The 17,289-nt window shown below is 66.6% G+C and carries 16 protein-coding genes; 8 read left to right on the top strand and 8 right to left on the bottom strand.

Annotated features, from left to right (window positions below):
- Positions 1-71: 71 nt before the first annotated feature.
- The 3 genes from OG456_RS22745 to OG456_RS22735 all read left to right on the top strand — a co-directional run bounded on the left by OG456_RS22745 (position 72) and on the right by OG456_RS22735 (position 5,165).
- Complete coding sequence (locus tag OG456_RS22745; RefSeq protein ID WP_266563840.1) at positions 72-1,625, top strand: ATP-binding protein; 1,554 nt, start codon at positions 72-74, stop codon at positions 1,623-1,625.
- A 63-nt stretch (positions 1,626-1,688) separates the two neighbouring features.
- Complete coding sequence (locus OG456_RS22740; RefSeq protein ID WP_266563838.1) at positions 1,689-4,664, top strand: Z1 domain-containing protein; 2,976 nt, start codon at positions 1,689-1,691, stop codon at positions 4,662-4,664.
- 30 nt (positions 4,665-4,694) lie between these two features.
- The gene (locus tag OG456_RS22735) at positions 4,695-5,165 is read left to right on the top strand and encodes a very short patch repair endonuclease (protein WP_266563836.1); all 471 of its coding nucleotides are present in this window, start codon (positions 4,695-4,697) and stop codon (positions 5,163-5,165) included.
- Here the strand turns inward: OG456_RS22735 and OG456_RS22730 are convergent.
- The 5 genes from OG456_RS22730 to OG456_RS22710 form a co-directional block, all read right to left on the bottom strand.
- Positions 5,127-6,320 (bottom strand): DNA cytosine methyltransferase, encoded by a 1,194-nt coding sequence (locus OG456_RS22730; protein ID WP_266563834.1) that lies wholly within the window; start codon positions 6,318-6,320, stop codon positions 5,127-5,129. The genes OG456_RS22735 and OG456_RS22730 overlap by 39 nt on opposite strands.
- Before the next feature lie 155 nt (positions 6,321-6,475).
- A complete protein-coding gene (locus OG456_RS22725; protein ID WP_266563832.1) occupies positions 6,476-7,243 on the bottom strand; it encodes a DUF3883 domain-containing protein in 768 nt (255 codons plus the stop codon).
- A complete protein-coding gene (locus OG456_RS22720; RefSeq protein WP_266563830.1) occupies positions 7,224-9,053 on the bottom strand; it encodes a DEAD/DEAH box helicase in 1,830 nt (609 codons plus the stop codon). The genes OG456_RS22725 and OG456_RS22720 overlap by 20 nt, the downstream gene beginning before the upstream one ends.
- On the bottom strand, positions 9,050-10,453 hold the full coding sequence (locus OG456_RS22715) for a transcriptional regulator (RefSeq protein ID WP_266563828.1): 1,404 nt from the start codon (positions 10,451-10,453) through the stop codon (positions 9,050-9,052). Before OG456_RS22715 ends, OG456_RS22720 begins: the two co-directional genes overlap by 4 nt.
- Before the next feature lie 69 nt (positions 10,454-10,522).
- Positions 10,523-11,209 (bottom strand): hypothetical protein, encoded by a 687-nt coding sequence (locus OG456_RS22710; RefSeq protein WP_266563826.1) that lies wholly within the window; start codon positions 11,207-11,209, stop codon positions 10,523-10,525.
- A gap of 235 nt (positions 11,210-11,444) precedes the next feature.
- Between OG456_RS22710 and OG456_RS22705 the strand changes: the two genes are divergently transcribed.
- A complete protein-coding gene (locus OG456_RS22705; protein WP_266563824.1) occupies positions 11,445-12,191 on the top strand; it encodes a helix-turn-helix transcriptional regulator in 747 nt (248 codons plus the stop codon).
- Between the two features lie 92 nt (positions 12,192-12,283).
- On the opposite strand, the gene OG456_RS22700 is transcribed toward OG456_RS22705, so the two are convergent.
- From OG456_RS22700 to OG456_RS22690, 3 genes are read right to left on the bottom strand one after another with little or no spacing between them, the layout of a single operon-like run.
- Positions 12,284-13,150: a helix-turn-helix transcriptional regulator gene (locus OG456_RS22700; RefSeq protein ID WP_266563822.1), complete on the bottom strand. Its 867-nt coding sequence runs from the start codon at positions 13,148-13,150 to the stop codon at positions 12,284-12,286.
- Between the two features lie 23 nt (positions 13,151-13,173).
- On the bottom strand, positions 13,174-13,698 hold the full coding sequence (locus tag OG456_RS22695; protein WP_266563820.1) for a DUF6879 family protein: 525 nt from the start codon (positions 13,696-13,698) through the stop codon (positions 13,174-13,176).
- Positions 13,670-13,930 (bottom strand): hypothetical protein, encoded by a 261-nt coding sequence (locus tag OG456_RS22690; protein WP_266563818.1) that lies wholly within the window; start codon positions 13,928-13,930, stop codon positions 13,670-13,672. Before OG456_RS22690 ends, OG456_RS22695 begins: the two co-directional genes overlap by 29 nt.
- 218 nt (positions 13,931-14,148) lie before the next feature.
- Between OG456_RS22690 and OG456_RS22685 the strand changes: the two genes are divergently transcribed.
- The 4 genes from OG456_RS22685 (at position 14,149) to OG456_RS22670 (ending at position 17,109) form a co-directional block, all read left to right on the top strand.
- Positions 14,149-14,493 (top strand): DUF6415 family natural product biosynthesis protein, encoded by a 345-nt coding sequence (locus tag OG456_RS22685; protein WP_266563816.1) that lies wholly within the window; start codon positions 14,149-14,151, stop codon positions 14,491-14,493.
- Between the two features lie 386 nt (positions 14,494-14,879).
- Positions 14,880-15,968: a hypothetical protein gene (locus OG456_RS22680; RefSeq protein WP_266563814.1), complete on the top strand. Its 1,089-nt coding sequence runs from the start codon at positions 14,880-14,882 to the stop codon at positions 15,966-15,968.
- Positions 15,968-16,438: a helix-turn-helix domain-containing protein gene (locus tag OG456_RS22675; RefSeq protein ID WP_266563812.1), complete on the top strand. Its 471-nt coding sequence runs from the start codon at positions 15,968-15,970 to the stop codon at positions 16,436-16,438. The genes OG456_RS22680 and OG456_RS22675 overlap by 1 nt, the downstream gene beginning before the upstream one ends.
- On the top strand, positions 16,327-17,109 hold the full coding sequence (locus OG456_RS22670) for an IS630 family transposase (RefSeq protein ID WP_266563810.1): 783 nt from the start codon (positions 16,327-16,329) through the stop codon (positions 17,107-17,109). Before OG456_RS22675 ends, OG456_RS22670 begins: the two co-directional genes overlap by 112 nt.
- Positions 17,110-17,289 lie beyond the last annotated feature (180 nt).

Below are 17,289 nucleotides of genomic sequence, written 5' to 3'. Positions count from 1 at the left end.
CACTTACCGATCCAGCTGTCGGGCCGCTCCGTCCCCCCACGCAGGCCCCGACCTGTGTGCACGAGGTGGACATGCCCTACGAATCCGGTGCTGCGTGGCAGTACGACGTACCCACGACGGGCAGCACGCACCTGCCGCCGGACTCCGGTTACGGCAAGGCCCTGTCCAATCAGGGTTACGGCTTCGAGGTCGCCGTCGCCGACCTGATCGACAACTCGATCGACGCCGGAGCCGACAAGGTCGTCGTGCATTTCCTGCGCGACGCGGACCGCATCCTGACCCTCCTGATCATCGACAACGGCCGGGGCATGGACGACGCCGGACTCGACGCCGCCATGACCGTCGGCCGCCGCCGCGACTACGGCGACGGCGCGCTCGGCATGTACGGGACGGGCCTGAAGGCGGCGTCCCTGTCCAATGCGTCGGCGCTGACCGTGATCAGCCGCACCAAGCGCAGCCGGGCCGCGGGCCGCCGGCTGACCGCCGAAGGCGTCGAGGACTCGTTCCGCTGCGACACCGTCGACCAGCGGTACGCGCAGGACATGGTCGACCGCTACGACGGCGTCATCGAGTGGCAGGGCACGGTCGTGCGCTGGGACGGGGTGCACGCGTTCGAGACGGTCGCGCGCGGGCACAGCGAGGCGTTCCTGTCGAAGGCCATATCGCGTCTGGAGACCCATCTCGGCCTGTATCTCCACCGCTTCCTGCAGCGTGGTCTGCAGTTGGACATCGCCGTCTGGGACGTGACCGGCGCCGGTGCGGGGTTCGGCGAGGAGGTCGACCACATCGCCGTCGAGCCGCTGGATCCGTTCGGCTACAAGGTCCCGGGCAGCAAGGGCTATCCGCGTACGTTCACGGCTCCGGTCGAAGGCGTCGGCGACCTCGCACTCACCGCCCATGTGTGGCCGGCCAAGTCAAAGCAGGCCGGATTCCGCCAGATCGGTTCCCTGGCCGAGCGGCAGGGTTTCTACTTCTACCGCAACGACCGACTCGTCCAGGCCGGCGGCTGGAACAACCTGCGCAGCGCCGAGACCCATCTCGTCCTGGCCCGCGTGGCAGTGGATCTGCCGCTGGCGGCGAACAACGTCTTCAGTCTCGACGTGAAGAAGGAACGCGTCACGGTCACCCCGGCCTTCACCTCAGCAATAGACAAGGCGGTGGACGCACAGGGGGGCACCTTCCAGCAGTTCCTCGCCGCGGCCGAGACCGCGTACCGCGACGGATCGAAGCGTTCCGAGATCGTCCGCAAGGCCGTGACTCCGCCCGGCAAGGGGCTCGACCCGATGATCAAGCGGGTCATCAAGGAGGAACTCCAGGAGAAGCCGGGCGAGAACCCCATCGAGTTCAAATGGGCCCCCCTCCCCGACGACCGCTTCTTCGACCTGGACCGCGAGAACAACGTCGTACTCCTCAACAAGGCATTCCGCGAGGACTTCAACGACGGCCGCCCCGGCGGCTCGAACGACGCCCCGGTCACCAAGACCCTCCTGTACCTACTCGTGGAGGACTGCTTCGGACTCGGTCGCTGGGAGAAGACACGGCAGGACAGGGTGGACTACTGGAACACGATCCTGCTGGCTTCGGTCCGCTCCCAGCGTGAACGGCGTATGTGGTCCGCCAGCTGACCTGCCGCCACCGCCAGACGCATACCCCACTCCGCCTCACTTCGCCAAGGAAGCCGAGCCACCATGACGACGGACGACGCTCTGCTTGAGATCCACATGAATGCCCTTGCCGGGATGGGCAGCGCGCCTCGGCACTTCGGCAGGATGGCAGCATTCATCGCCGATGACGGGCATCCCGACGAGGACCTCTCTGAGGAAACGTTCCGTGCCCGGATACTCAAGGGCGACAACGAACTTGTCGCCCTCTGGAACCGCCATCTGAACAACTGGGACTTCGCCCAGGAGGCCGCATGGGCCGACGGCGCCAGTCCGCGCACCCGGGCACGGCGCGACGCCACATACGACAAGCTCGCCCTCGGAACCGATCTGAGGAAGGTTCTCGACACGGTGGTGCCGCTGTCCGAGGTACCGGCGCCGACGATCGTCACCAAGGAATTCAACGACTGGTATACCTCAGAGCGCGCTGCCGCCCGCTCCTTCTACTGGCGTGCGTACGAGGAGAAGCTCCGGTCCAAGGGGTGGTCCGCCCCCTCGATCGCCAGCCTGGACGAAGCGAGCCGTGCCGTCGTCGAGCGGCTGACCGACCCCGAACAGATAGCGGCGCGCCAGGCGAAGGGGCTGGTCGTCGGCTACGTACAGTCCGGCAAGACCGCCAACTTCACGGGCGTGACGGCGAAGGCGATCGACGCCGGCTACCGCCTGGTCATCGTCCTCGGCGGCACGCTCAACATGCTGCGGGCCCAGACCCAGCGCCGCATCGACATGGAGCTCATCGGCCAGGAGAACATCCTGCGCGGGGCCGACCTGGACGACCTCGACTCGCTCGTCGGCGTCGACTACGTAGGCGACGACGACCCGGACTGGCCGAAGTTCGTCTCGCACGGCGGCCGTCCGTCCCTGCGCGGCGCGTTCGACATCGAGCGCCTCACCACCCGCGACAACGACTACAAGTCCCTCGCGACGGGCATCCGAGCCCTTGAGTACGAGAAGCGCGACCACACCCGTCCACTGCACGACCCCGCCAACCTGCACCACGCGGCGGCCCGCGTCATGGTCGTGAAGAAGAACAAAGCCGTGCTCAGCAAGCTGGTGAAGGATCTCAAGCAGATCAAGTCGCTGCTCGGCGAGCTGCCGACCCTGATCATCGACGACGAGTCCGACCAGGCGTCCCTCAACACATCGAACCCGAAGAAGTGGGCGGCTGGCAGCAAGGAGCGCACGGCGATCAACGACCAGATCTCCCAGCTGCTCGGGCTGCTGCCTCGTGCGCAGTACGTTGGCTATACGGCGACCCCGTTCGCGAACGTCTTCGTGGACCCGTCTGACGCCCACGACATCTTCCCGACCGACTTCCTCATCTCGCTTCCCCGGCCGGCCGGCTACATGGGCGTCCAGGACTTCCATGACCTTGACAGCCCGGTCCCCGAGGCCGAACGCGACATCACCAACTCTCAGGAGAAGGCACACGTTCGCGGCGTCTACACGGACACCTACGACGACGACCGCCTGCAGGAAGCGCTGGACGCGTTCCTCCTGACCGGTGCTCTCAAGCTGTACCGCGCGGAGCACGGGGTGACGGACGCTGACTTCCGCCACCACACGATGCTCGTCCACGAGTCGCTGAAGACGGACGACCACGCGGAGCTGGCGCTGCGCATCAACACCATGTGGCACGAGTCCGGCTACTCCTCCTCCGCGGGCCACGAGCGCCTGGCCGCCCTGTACGAGAAGGACTTCGCCCCGGTGTCAGCGGCGCAGGCGCCTGACCTGCCGACGCCGACAACTTACGGCGAGCTGCGCGGATACGTCAGCGACGCCCGGCAGCGGATCACCTCTGGCGGCCGTCCGGTCATCGTCGTCAACGGTGACTCCGACGCCTACTTCGCCGCGCTCGACCTCGACTTCCACGGTCCGGTGCCGGTCTGGAAGATCCTGGTCGGGGGCACCAAGCTCTCCCGAGGCTTCACGGTCGAGGGCCTCACCGTGACGTACTACCGCCGTACGACGCATCAGGCTGACACGCTGATGCAGATGGGCCGCTGGTTCGGCTTCAGGCACGGCTACCGGGATCTGGTCCGGCTGTACATCGGCCGTGAGGAGGCCTACGGCCGGAAGCAGACCGCCGACCTCTACGAGCGGTTCGAGGCGATCTGCCGGGACGAGGAACTGTTCCGCAAGCAGCTCGCCAAGTACTCCGGCCTGGTCGACGGTCGGCCGCGCCTTACGCCGGCGCAAGTGCCGCCCCTGGTGGCGCAGCATCTGCGGACGCTGCCGCCGTCGGCGAAGAACAAGATGTTCAACGCGGAGCTAGTCGCGGTGAGGTCCCCGGGTGACTGGATCGAACCGCTCGCCTACCCGACAGACCGGGAAAAGCTCCGGCACAGCAACGAGGCTTGGCGCCCCGTGCTCGGCGCGCTGGACAACGACCCCTCCGTGTTCGTGCACCTCGGCGGTGACCGGGGCAGCTTCACCCGCTATGCCGCTAAAACCGCTGTCATCAGTCACAGCCAGCTACTCAAGACGCTGGACAGCGTGACCTGGGGACGTCCTGAACTGGTGGCCCCGCACCTTGAGTACCTGCGGGACCCGGGAGAGCTGGGCTGCGCCACGGATGACTGGGTCGTGATCGCGCCGCAGATGTCCGACGGAGACAGCGCCGCGGGAAGCATTCTCGGCTCTGTGCCGCTCACGCTCGTCAAGCGTGGGCGCAACGAGCACGGCGTCTTCAACCGTCTCTCCGGTGTGGCCCACCGCCAGTCCGCGGAGCGCATCGCTGGCGCCCGCGCCCTCAGCGACGATGACCCCTTCGCCACCCAGCTGCACCAGCCCCGGCGCGGCGCAGTGCTGCTCTACGCGGTCGGGAACCAAGCCGACAACTCACTGGACGGCCTGGTGGCCGGCGGGGCCATCGCTCCGGACAAGGTGATCATCGCGGCGGCCATCATCCCCGCCACCGATCCCGCGGCCAAGCCGGTCCCGTACCTCACGTTCCGTACGATCGACTCAAAGAAGGACTCTCCGGTCATCGACGTCAGCTGAGCAGCTCCGCTCGCGGGAGGCGCAGAGCCAGTGCAGCCAGACCAGCCTGGTTGGGAGGCCCCTGAAGGATCCTGGGCCTCCTCGGCCGCGCGCCGCAGGAACATGCAGGCGATCCGCAGCCGCGACACGAAACCAGAACGCCTGCTCCGGCGTCTCCTGCACGCCCAGGGGCTGCGGTACCGGGTGGCCGCACGCCCGCTGCCCGGGCTGCGCCGGACGGCCGACATCGTCTTTCGGCCGGTCCGGGTGGCCGTGTTCGTGGACGGCTGTTACTGGCATGGCTGCCCGGAGCACTACGTCGCGCCGAAAACTAACCCCGGCTACTGGTCCGGCAAAGTCGCCACAAATATGGCGCGAGACCGCGACACCACTCAGCGTCTGGAGGAAGCGGGCTGGCTGGTGCTGCGGTTCTGGGAGCACCAGTCGGCGGACGAGTGCGCGGCCGTTGTCTCGCAAGCCGTCCTAGCTCGCCGGCAAGCTCTCCTGGACCGCCGTAAGTGAGGGGTCTTCCTCCGGCTCGAATTCGGGGTCCGGGTCTTCTCGCAGCTCTCCCGTTCGCTGGAGAGCTTCCGCGATAGCGCGCCCGACGGCCTCGGCAACCAGAGGCGGGAATGCGTTCCCCACCTGCCTGTACTGGGCCGTCTTCTTGCCCTCGAAGCGCCAGTCCTTGGGGAATCCCTGGATGATCGCCGCCTGCTCGACCGTCAGCATGGGGCCGCGTTCCTGCGCCAGGCTCCCCAGATCGCGGTTCCGGTCAATGATCTTGTCCTCATCATTGGCCACGCCCATGCCGTTCACCCCGAGGGCGTTCCACGCCTTCTTGGCCCGGGTCGGTCCGAGATCGGCACCGCCGTGCTTCTTCGAGCCGCCCACGAGAGTCGGCGCGACGGTGCCAAGGCTCGCTTTGTCCCACCACTGCTTGAACAGCGGTGAGTCCTTCCCGCCAAGACGCCGGGCCATGGATTCCTCGAGCGCCTGCGCCACTGTCGTGATCTTCTTCCGGGGAACCGGCCAGTCGAAGCCCCTGTACTGGTCCTTCCGGATAGCCACCAGGATCGCCCTCGGACGGAGCTGCGGAACACCGAAGTCCTGGGCTTCCAGGACATTCCAGCCGCAGATCACGTAGCCGGATTTACGCAGCCGGTTCTTGATGTGGTTGCGGTAGTAGCGGAATTTCGGCTCCGGCTCGACCAGGCCACGTACGTTCTCAATCATCACCGCGCGCGGCCGGAGCTGATCAACAAGATCGAGCATCTTCGGGAAGAGGTCACGCTCATCATCACGCCCGAGCTGCTTTCCGGCGGCCGAGAATGGGGGGCAGGGCACTCCGCCAGCAAGGAGGTCGAGTTCTTCCGGCTTAAGGAAATCGCCTTCCTCCTCATGCGCCCCAGAGTTTCCTTTCTTCCCCTTCCTAGAGGGGCTCGGAACCTCTTCGAGTGGCTTGAAGGTATTCACATCGCGGTTGATGATGAGGCAGTGTTCCCGCTCCCACTTCCACGCGGGGTTCTCCCGGACGTTCAGAGCGAGCGTCGCGGCAGCGTGCTGATCAATCTCCACGAGCGCCAAGTGCCGGAACTTCGCCGCGTGGAGTCCGACCGCCTGGCCGCCGGCACCGGCGCAGATCTCAATTGAGGTCAGCCTGTCGGCGGTGCTCATTCTCGGCTTCTCCTGGTGTGCGGCGTTGGCAGACATGCAAGTGTCGCATCCCGGCCAGGCAAGAGTCGCAGGACCGGACAACTTCCCCTCGCAGCAGCTCCGTCACACCCACGAGAACGCTAAGCCGCCCGTTCCGACGACTCATGCTGGCCGCATCAGCTCAGCAGAGCAAGATCCCTCGATCTTCCCCAGACACGAAGGCCAGCCGCTTCCTGCCCGTGGTGGGCGAGCATCCTCTCGGATCCAGCCATGATCCCCGCAGCCATCATCTGCGACGGCACGCGGAAGCGTGCCGACTCCCACCGGACGTCTCCGGTGGTATCGGCCGGTGCCGCGGCCCTGAGCCATGCCCTGTCGACGGTCACAACCTGCCGCGCCTGTCCGTCAGCCCCCACCAGCACCGCGACGAGGATCCACAGAGGGTCCATCCGCATGGTCTCGTACTCATTGCGCGAGAGGTACACGGTCAACTGCCGTGCGTCAGTCGTAGCCTTGCACTCGATATGCAGCCGACGGCCCGCCACGGTCGCGGCGATGTCGTACCCATAGGAGTCGGATTCGACCGCGGCGTGGAAGACATCCTGCGCGCCGGACTCTCTCAGCAATTCCAGTAGTGCCCGTTCACCGGATTCGCCCGTGGCCTTTCTGGCCTCAAGGTCTCTCTTGGCCAGCACCCGTGTTACCGCTGCTTCCGCCTCGCTCAGGTCCTTCGCCCGCACACCCACCGCGACCGTCCCCTGCGGTGTCACCAGCCCGAGGCTGCGGAGCCAGGCAAGCCCCTGGTCGTACTGGCTGGGTGTGAGGTCCGAGTAGGACGGGCTGTGGCTGAATACCACCCGCAATCGCCGGACCTCGGAGTCCTGCAGACTGGCCAGCCAGCGGTACGCCGCCTTGCGGGTGCTCTCAGTTACGGACTGCATCATCGAAGTAATCCATCAGCGCTCGTACGTCTCCCATATCCATACCCGCGGCGATCGAGGGCTCCTCCTGCAGATCCGCGAGCTGCTGGACCGAGGGGTCGTCGAGGATCTTCCCCATGAACTCCAGCTTCTGCTCGAGACGCAGCGCCACTACCTCGTCGATGGTCTTCTCGGCTGCCAGCACGGTCACCCTGGTCTCCGTGTCCGGAGCGAGCCCGAGGCGGTGGATACGGTCCAGACTCTGCAGGAAGCGTCCCGCCATGAAGTCGCGGTCGACGTACACGGCGTCGTGGCATTCGTGGTGCAGGCTGATCCCCTCGCCGAGGGTGGCCGGGTTGGAGAGCAGCACCATGCAGTCGGGGTCAGTGCGGAAGCGCCGGATCTGCTCCTCACGGTCCGGAGTGCCCCCGTGGACCACCGCCGGCTCGTACGCCGTGAACAGCCGCTCCATGGTCGTCAGGCTCCGCACGAACGTCGTCCAGACTAGGGTCTTGCGGCCGGCCGCGGCGTTCTCAGAGACGATTTTCAGCGCCTCCTTGTACTTCGGGGAGATCTCGTACGCGGGCAGGTCCCGCATCAACGTGAACAGCGAATCGCCGGTCGGCACCTCCAGCGGAGGAACCCGGTAGGCCAGCGGCGCGTAACGGCTTTCTCCTTCCCCGAGCAGGGCGGGACTCGTCGCGGCCATGAGCAGGCGCAGCATCGCCTTGCCGAGAGCGTCGAAATCGTCCCGTTCCGCTGACGCCCGGGCGGAGTACCGGCCGACCAGGGCATCGTAGATCTCGCGATGGAGCGACCCGTCCGGAAGCGGCACATACCGGATCCGCGTCTCGAACGGCGGCAGGCCCAACTCGTGCTTGGTGGTTCTGGTGAACATCGGCCGGAGCACCTGGCTCGCGTAGGCAAGGTCTCCTCCGTCGACCGCCCTGGTCACGATCCTGCGGCCCTGGCCGGGCCAGACGAAGGAGAGGAGGTTCTCGAGGTCCCTCGCTCCGTTGGGCGCCGGCGTTCCAGTGAGAATCAGACGACGCCGGCTCAGCGGCCCGAGCGCCATGCACGCGCTCCCGTAGATCCCTCGAGTGCCGAGCTTCATCCGGTGCGCTTCGTCGAGGATCACCATGGACGGGGCGGCACGCAGCCACGAAGCGAGAGCGTTGAGGGACTTGTCGAGGCGCTCGTAGTTCACGATGAGGATTTCCGCGGACGGGTCCGGTGTACTCCCCATCACCCGGGTGACGGGCGCTTCCTTGAAGCACTCGTCTGCCTCGAACAGCCATGACTCGTAAGCCGACTTGGGACTCACGACGAGCAAGCGTCGGACGTCTCCCCGCTCCTTCATCGCGGCATACACCGCGAGGCCGACGCGTGTCTTGCCCGCCCCGGGGACACTGAAATTCGCCCCGTGCTGCATGGACAGCAAGTGCGCGATGTCGCGCTGCTGAAAGCTGGTGAGATCGGCCTTCCAACCGACACCCAGCAGGCCCTCAACATCGTCGGCGTCAACGTGCCGCACGGACTCGCCCTGAAGCTGGCGCTCCGCGAAGTCCGAGTCGTCCATGACGCTCTCGACGAGCGCCAGGAGTTCCTGATCCCAGTCGACCCCGTCGTCGGGCCAGTCAGCCAGTGCCTCGACGCCGGCCAGGAAGTCGTCCAGACCGACCTCGGCCGTGAGCAGGCTGCGCTGGCCCCCCACCGAAAAGCGGGTGGCCAGCGACGCGAGATCCCGCTGGAACCGCTGCGCGGCGCGGAGCACCACCTTGGTTCGGGTGGTGTCGAAGCCGATGGTGAGCGAACGTTCCTCCGCCACGGTCACGCCTGCTCCTTGCTCACCGCGTCGAGCAGCCACGCCACGCCGTCGCCAGGGTCCCCGATGCTGCGGTTGACCTCACGGGCAAGCTTCCCCAGGGTCGCCTTGAGCCTCAGCACCGAGTCGTCGAGGGTCTCCTCGTCCAGGCTGTTCGACGCACGGGCAAGGCCGATGTCGATGATGCACTGCTCGATGTCCTGGCAGGCATCGTTGATACGGTCGGACGCGGCCAGGCTCCGCTTGCGCACGCGGGAATCCTTACCGGCCGGCTCGAGAGCCTCATCGAACGCTTCCCGAACCTGCTTCACCTTCTTCGAGGCCTCGGAGGCCGCCTCGGTACCAGAGCGCTCAAGGGCTGTCGCCTGAAGGATCTGGTCAGTAAGGGCCTTCGCCTCCGCGTATGGGGCCGCCACGGGTTTCACAACACGCTTCATGCCCGGAATGCGCCGCTCTTCCGACTCAGATACGTCCGGCCGGAGAGCTGGCGCAAGACGCGGCTCCAGGTACCGCCTCCAGAACTCCGAATCGATGAGCCGGACATCCGTCTTCGAGAATTTCAAAGCAATCGCAGCAATGCGGTACTCCATCATCAGGTCCGCACGGTCACGGTTCTTCTTCGAATCCTTCGTCCACGCCCGGTAGAGCTCGTGCAGCTTCTCCTTCGCATCCTCGAAGTAGAGCAGCTGCAGTTGCGCCCCGTCTGCACGAGATCGGATCCGAAGTTCCTCAAGCCTGGCCAGGATCCACAAGTCGGCCTCGACTGTCGGAACTCGCTTGTGGAAGGCCTTGGCAATGTCGGAAATCTGGCGCCCCGAGTCCATCTGCTCCTGCATGGCGATGAGCTCGTTGATGTACGAGTAGTCGCGCCGCTTGTCCTGCCGAAGCTGCAGCGAGAGCTCAACCGCGTTGATGTCCGCCCACGTGCAGGAGTCGGGCAGGACACCGACCCGGATGTTGGGCACGCCCAGCTTTCTGAGGGCGGCAGCGCGGGTGTTGCCGTTAACGAGGATGCCATCCCTCGTAATGAGGCCCGGCTCGTTCTGCCCGAACTCCTGCAGGTTGGCCTTCAGTTCGGCAAACGCCGGATCGAACTTGGAGGGGTCATCGGGCTTGGCCTGCAGGAGATACATGAGGTATTCCTGGCTCTCAGGGCTCCAGGGTTCCTCATCCAGTCGGCTGTCCGCTTCCGGCTTGTAGCTCCGCTGAGCCCGGATCCGGTGCGTAGCGGGATTGAGATAGAGCGAGTGCACTGGCATGTCGATGACCTCGACTACCTTCGGCTTGGTCCGCCACTCGACAGTGAGGGTCTCGCGAGGGCCATCGCCGGCCGTGGCTTCCTTGAGGCGCCGTTCCACGGTTCCGCGGTTCTCAGCAGCAAGCGGCGGGTTACCGAATTCGTTGTTCACGTTCTCCTCCTGAGAGTTCAGCTACATACCGGGGGTGGGGCCGGCCGACCCCACCCCGACAAGCGGGAACTAGTTGTCGGACGCCGTGAGCGCCTCACGGAACCGCTCGCGAGACTCCGCGGGAAGCGTGCGGTACACCGCCCAGAGCCGCTCCACCTTGCTGAACTCTCTCTGATCCCTCTCGATCCACCCTGCGAGCACGTCGCGCTCGAAGCTACCAAGCCCCGAGATGTCCCCCTCGATCTGCCCGAAGTCCACCTTCTTCGAGCGGCCGCCGACGCGACAGCGGTTGCACTCGGCCACCAGCTCGACCTTCTCGGCGCCGTCGGTCTGCACCACGGGCCGGCGGGCGATGTCGATCTGCGCGGTGTCGAACCCGTCCCCGTAGTCCCCGCCCGCCGCGATTCCGCACGAGCGGCACATGTTGCCGTCCGTGAGCAGGACCTCGCGGCGGCGCGTCTCCGTCATCGTGGAGCCCGACCGACCGCTGCCCTTGCCGGGCTCCCACACCGGCTCGCCGGCCGCCACGAAGCGCTGCTCGTGCTGGCCGAGGCTCGGGTCCTGGCGGTGCGTGTCGATCTGCCAGCCATGCGAACGCAGGTCACGTACACGGCGGTCCGCCTGGCTCACACCAGGGAAGGCCTTGGCCACGTCCGCCTTCGTGAACGTGCTGCCTTCGCCGATCACCGTGATCAGCCAGAGCGCCGCGCGCTTCATCGTTCCAAGCTCCGGATCGTCCCACGCCGGAACAGCCATACCGTGCCCCCTTGGATCGGTTTGGTCAGAAGACGCGCTGGAGGAAGTGAGGTTGAGGCCCGCTCCGGCGGTCCCCTCAACCATGGCGTGGCCACCCAAGGCAATTCCAGTCCCACAAGACTTTCACTGGCTCTCGTAAGTCACACCAGCCGCACGGCACTTTCCTGAAGCCCCAAACGTCTCTCACAATCGGAGACTTACGCTGCTCAGACGTGCCTTCCGAGGAGAGGTTGCTGTGGCTAAGAGAACGCAGGGCTGGAAGGAGCTCCCGCCCGAGTACTCCGACGAAAAGCGCGCGTTCGCTGACGCCCTGCGACGGGTCAAGGACTGCACCGACCTCACCCAGGAGCGGGTGGCCAAGGAATGCGGAGTAGCCACAAGCACACTGAATGGCTACCTGAACGGCAGGAACCAGCCAAGGCCTGAAGTGCTCCGCAAGTTCTACGCCGCCATACGGCAGGACACTGACCTCGCCGGTGTCAGAATCCCGCACTCCCTGGATGAGCTCCTCCTGATGCTTTCCGGCCAGCCAGACTGGCCGGGAAGCATCGCCGCCAAGCCGGCCGTCCGGATCACTCAGCGGCGCCACACCGCCGCGTTCGCCCGGCAGCGCCAGCTGCGGGCGCGCAAACGTGTCCGGGTGCCGGTCCCCCTGCCGGAGGGGGACCGGCACCCGCAGATGAACGAAGATGCGGGCTGGACGGAGCTGGAGACCCTGATGAGCCGCCTGCTGCGGCGTCAGACACAGGACGCGTTCTTCATGATCTGGCAGTCGGCGATGTCCCTCCCCGCAGGTGAGATCCCACGCGTCGTCGCATCGTGCCGCTCAGCCGGACTGTCCGAAGCCGCGGACGCCGTGATCACCAACGCCGCGCGCCGGGACGTTGGCGCCGTGCTCCGGATAGTCGCGAGCTTCCACGCGGCACAGCAGTACGAGGATGCGACTCTGCTGCTCAACTCCGCGATCTCACCTGGCTCGTGAGTCCCTGCGGCTCTCTGCCATCAGGGCAGAGCAGCACCTTCGAAGTCCATGCCGGCAAGCAAAACTGCCCGGCCTGAGCTGTTGTCGCACCCTCACGTCTGGTCTTGGTCAAGCGCGTCGATGGCACGCGTGATGAGCGCACGCGCGTCGGCCCCGTACACGGCCATGCTCCGCAGTTGTTCAAACGCCTGCAGGTACAAGGCGATCTCCGCCGGCTCCGTGATGTTGACCTCTGCGGAGGTGAGCTCGACGGAGACAAGCCGGTCGTCGTACACATGGAACGTCTCAATGGGCCAGTGACAACGGTTCGATGTGTCCGCCGGTATGACGCCGAGCGACACCTGTGGCAGTGCTCCCGCCGTGAGTAGGTAGCCGAGCTGGGCGGCCATTGCCTGCTCGTCGCCGATCTGGGCTCGCAGGACGGCCTCCTCGACGAGCAGGAGGAACCGGTGCCCCGGCTCCAGGATGATGCGCGACCGCTCGACGCGCGCCGCGGCGGCGGCCGGCCCGTCGTTCACCGGCACCTGCCGGAAATCGGCGATGCTCGTCAGCAACGCGGCCGCGTACCCCTCGGTCTGCAGCAGCCCGGGAACGAGCGTCGACGAGTACACGCGGAACAGACGGGTGGCCCGGAAAAAGTCGACGACGCTGTCCTGCAGGTGCCTCATGCCCGACCGGACCTGCAGCCGCCACTCCCGGTACATGGCCTCCGCGTCGAGGGACTGCGCGATGAGGCCGGCCGCCTGCTCTGGCATTCCACATGCCTCGCACCAGGCCCGTATATCCCGGGCGGACGGTGCCGTCTTCGCGTTCTCGATGCGGGACGTCTTGGAATGGTGCCACCCGCCGGCGGAGGCCAGCCCCTGCACAGTGAGTCCCGCGCCCAGACGCATGTCGCGCAGTTTCAGCGCGACCGCTTCTCGGGCGGCCTGCGCGGACGACGACGGGGACTTGGGCATGAAGCCGGCCTACCTGGGGTTGTTCAGCGGATCTCGTACTCATCGTGCGGGACACCGCGCTCCCACACCGCCTCGAAGGCGTCCGCGCACAGCTTCGCTGCCGCAGGGCTGTCTGTCATCTCCTCGCCGGTCCACGTGCCGTCGCCAGCGAAGTGGTTCCAGTGCACCCACTCGTCATCGAACAGCCAGAAGTCGTTCCCGGGCAGCGCAAGATCGGAGGCGTGCCGTCGCGGCAGCCAGCGGACCAGCTCGCCTGCGGCGACGTTCGTGAACGTGCCGTCGTACAGGAACCGGGTGTACTCGCTGACCGGTTCGGACACGATCCGGGCCCGGCGGATCACGGCGCCGCGCCGCACGTTCTCCTGGATGAGGTCGAGCCACGGCCTCCACCACGACGGCCGGTCCTCCGGGTCGTGCCGGAAGCCCGCACGCCAGTCGGCGAACGGCCCCTCTTCGTAGTCGACGGCGTAGCTGTCCCGCATCTCCAGATGAACCGCCGTCCGGCACCGGGCCATCAGTTCATCGAACGTCGGAACGCTCAAGGGCATCGCACGCCTCCCTCACCATGCCGATCATGCGGGCGGGAATCCGGATAACGGCCTCGCCCTCCGGGATTCCCTGGGCGTGCCCCGGCACCTCGAACGCCGCGCACTCCGCCTCCAGTTCGGGGCTTGGCTCCCAGCCCTGAAAAACGAGCTCCTGCTTGCTCTCGTCCACCCACACCGTCGGACTCTGCTTGTCCCCGGTGTTGGGGTCGATCCCGATGAACCGTAGCGCCACGGCGAACTCCCCATGTCAATGGTGCAGTCGTGTGCACCACCGTCACCCCGTGGGAGGCATCCGTCAAGACCGCGATGTCGCCAAAAGTCCTGCACACAAGCTATGTCTGCACAGAGATGCACAACGCTGGTCCGCATGCACAGCGGGCCCCTAACGTCGAAGCACGCGGCACCGACCACCGCCTCCACCCGGGGGCGGGCAAGCCCAGCGGAGGCGCCATGCCCAGCGTTCAGACCCCCACCAGCGTCGAGCCCCGCTCCCTGTCCCAGCTACTCGACGAGGCGTTCAACTCACCCCGCGTTCGGCCTGAACCGGCACGCCGCTGCCAACTCGACTTCGCTCTCCGCGTCGAACTGCACCGGCTCCTGCCTCTCGTCCAGGGGCAGGCCGACCGCATCGACCGCGGCACCCGCGCCTGGTACAGCCGGGACAAGGCACTCGGAGACGCCCGCGATGCGCTCTCCACCGGACTCAGCCCGAGCTCGCTCGCGGCCTGCATCAAGCTCACCGCTCTCGCACGCATCGTCCGCACCCTCGACGAGTACGCCGGCGGCGAGCAGTGAGCGACGCGGGCGGCACCCGCTACTGCGGCCGCTGCGATACGCCGATCCACCCCCGGGAGCCGTTCGACGCGGTGGAGATCTTCAGCTCGTCCGGGCCAGGACGGACAACCGAGCGGCACCTTGAGTGCCCGGTTCCGGCACCGGACCCGCCGCACCATTCAGCCTCCCCGCCGTCGTGAGCGGCAGAAGTGAACTCGCCGATATCCAGGGTTGATTGGATGTGAACACGTACCCATTTGCCGTAGCGTGACCGACGCCGCGAACTTCACGGAACGCGTCACGTTCATCACTCTGCGTGCGATACGGTCACCGAAACAGCAAACGGCCCCCGCAGCGGCTGCAACCGCCGGCGAGGGCCTCAACCACCAGTGGAAGAGCACTCCACCGTGATCTATCGCCACAGTATCGCGCCCACCCGCGCCTTCACCCAGCTCTCCAACGAGCTCATCCGGCACCCCCGGCTCTCCTCCGACGCCGTCCGGCTCCTGACCTGGCAGCTCTCCCTCCCCGACGGCTCCCGCGAACCCCTCTCCCGTACGGCCGAACGCGCCCGCATCGGCGGATGCGCCTTCACCCGCGCCAAACGCGAACTCAAGGCCGAGGGCTTCGTGCACGAGCGGCGAATGCAGGGGCCAAATGGACGCTGGATCACTCAACAGCTCGTGTCCAGCGTCCCGTTGAGGCCTGAGCAAGCGGTCAAGCTGATGGCTCGGGAGGCCCTGCCCGTCGCCGCTGCCGCCGCATCTCCGCAGGTCGCGCCGACACCCCCGGAACCGGCCGTCGGTCGGCCGACCACCCCGTCAGCCGACGGTCATCCCAACGGCGATGACAACACAGGGGACAACACCCCCAGCCTTCCGGCCCCGCCCGAGGAACCGGCGGCCACCGAGGCCGGCACCCTCGTCGCCGCCTACCGCACCCTCGACCCCGCCCTGCTCCACATCCCCCGCGCCATGACCGCCGAACTCACGACCCTCACCGCCCGCTGGCTCGCCGCAGGCCACACTCCAGAGGACATCCGCGTCCACATCCTGCGCAGCCTGCCCACCAACGGCACCCCCGTACGCCACCCGGGCGGCCTCCTCCGCTACCTGCTCTCCGACGTGCCACCCGCCCGGACGCCGGAAGCCCGACCCGCCGAGCGCCCCGGAGGCCAGACCCCCGACCGTTCACGCCTCTCCGGACGCCTCGCCGCCCTCCGCGAATGCGAAGGCCCACACCACACCCAGGCCCATCTTTTCCGCCCCGTAGCCGACGAGAACCAATGCTCCTTCTGCCAGGAGGCGGCCGGCCAACGAGCGGTCCGCCCAGAGGCGTCGGTGGCCTCCAGCGCAGACGCGGCGCCGCGCGGGCAAGAAGTGAGAAGCCAACCGATGGACCTAGTAGCGTGTCGTTGCTTAGTTCTGGGTTGTTTGGTTGGGATGGTGGGGTCCGGCAGATGTTGCTTCCCTTCTGCCGGACGGGAGTTGGGGTGATGGGTTCGCAGAAGAAGAGGCCGGTGGTGCTGACCGCGGCTGATCGTGAAGAGCTGGTTCGGGTAACCACGACGGGTATCCATCCAGCCTCGGTGATCAGAAGGGCGCGGGTGCTGCTCGCGCTCGACACCTCTGCAGGCGCGATCGGCTCGCAGGACGCGGTCGCGGCCCGGGCCGGAGTCTCGGGCGAGACACTGCGGCTGGTGGCCAAGCGGTTCGCCGAGACCGGTGGCGATGTTCACGCCACGATCGCCCGGAAGAAGCGCGAGCTGCCGCCGGTACCCTCGCCGGTGACCGGTGAGGTCGAAGCCCGGCTGATCGCGATGGCATGCTCACAGCCACCCCAGGGCTATACCCGGTGGTCCCTGCGGCTGCTGGAGAAGCATGTCGCGCTGGTCGAGGACATCCCGAACCTGGATCACTCCACCATCGGGCGGGTCTTAAAAAAACGAAACTGCGTCCTCATCTGAAGAAGTGCTGGACCATCCCACCGAAGGCAAACGCGCAGTTCGCGGCCCGGATGGAAGACGTACTGGCCATCTATGCCCGGCCCTATGACCCAGCACGTCCGGTCGTGTGCATGGACGAGAAGCCCTACCAGCTCCTCGACCATGCCCGCGCCCCGCTCCCGGCCCGCCCTGGCCACGACACCTGCCAGGACAGCGAGTACATCCGCTGCGGCACGTGCTCAATCTTCGTGTGGGTCGAACCCCTGCGCGGGTGGCGTCGAGTTCAGGCACTGTCCCAGCGGACCCGGATCGACTGGGCCGGCCAGATCAAACAGCTGCTGAGCGTGGATTACCCCGACGCCGAGGCCGTGGTGCTGGTGATGGACAACCTCAACACCCACACCATCGCCTCACTGTACGAGGCCTTCGAACCAGAAGAGGCCTTCGCGCTGGCCCAACGCCTCGAGATCCACCACACGCCCAAACACGGGTCATGGCTCAACATCGCCGAGATCGAACTCTCCGCGCTGACCCGCCAATGCCTCGACCGCCGGATCAACGACCTCGACATCCTCAACACCGAACTCACAGCCTGGCAGAACGCCACCAACACCGACCAACGCCAAGTGAACTGGCAGTTCACCACCCACGACGCACGCACCAAACTACGTCACCTTTATCCCAAAAATTAGCTACGACGGTCTACTAGTACTCGACCCGCCCCATGGTGTGGCCGTCGGGTTGGTATGACGCTGGCAGAGGCAGTTGCCGCAGCACCACAGGAGTGGGGCGAGGCCGACGTGCTGCACCGTTCCGAGAGCAGCGCGCTGGCCGAGTGGACGCTGGATCATGTCACCGTCCAAGCACTGGCC

It is taken from the genome of Streptomyces sp. NBC_01446 (assembly GCF_026340095.1).
GTDB classification, from domain to species: Bacteria; Actinomycetota; Actinomycetes; order Streptomycetales; family Streptomycetaceae; genus Streptomyces; species Streptomyces aureus.
The sequence above is the reverse complement of the archived record's forward strand: the minus strand, read 5'-3'. Positions and strand labels throughout refer to the sequence as shown.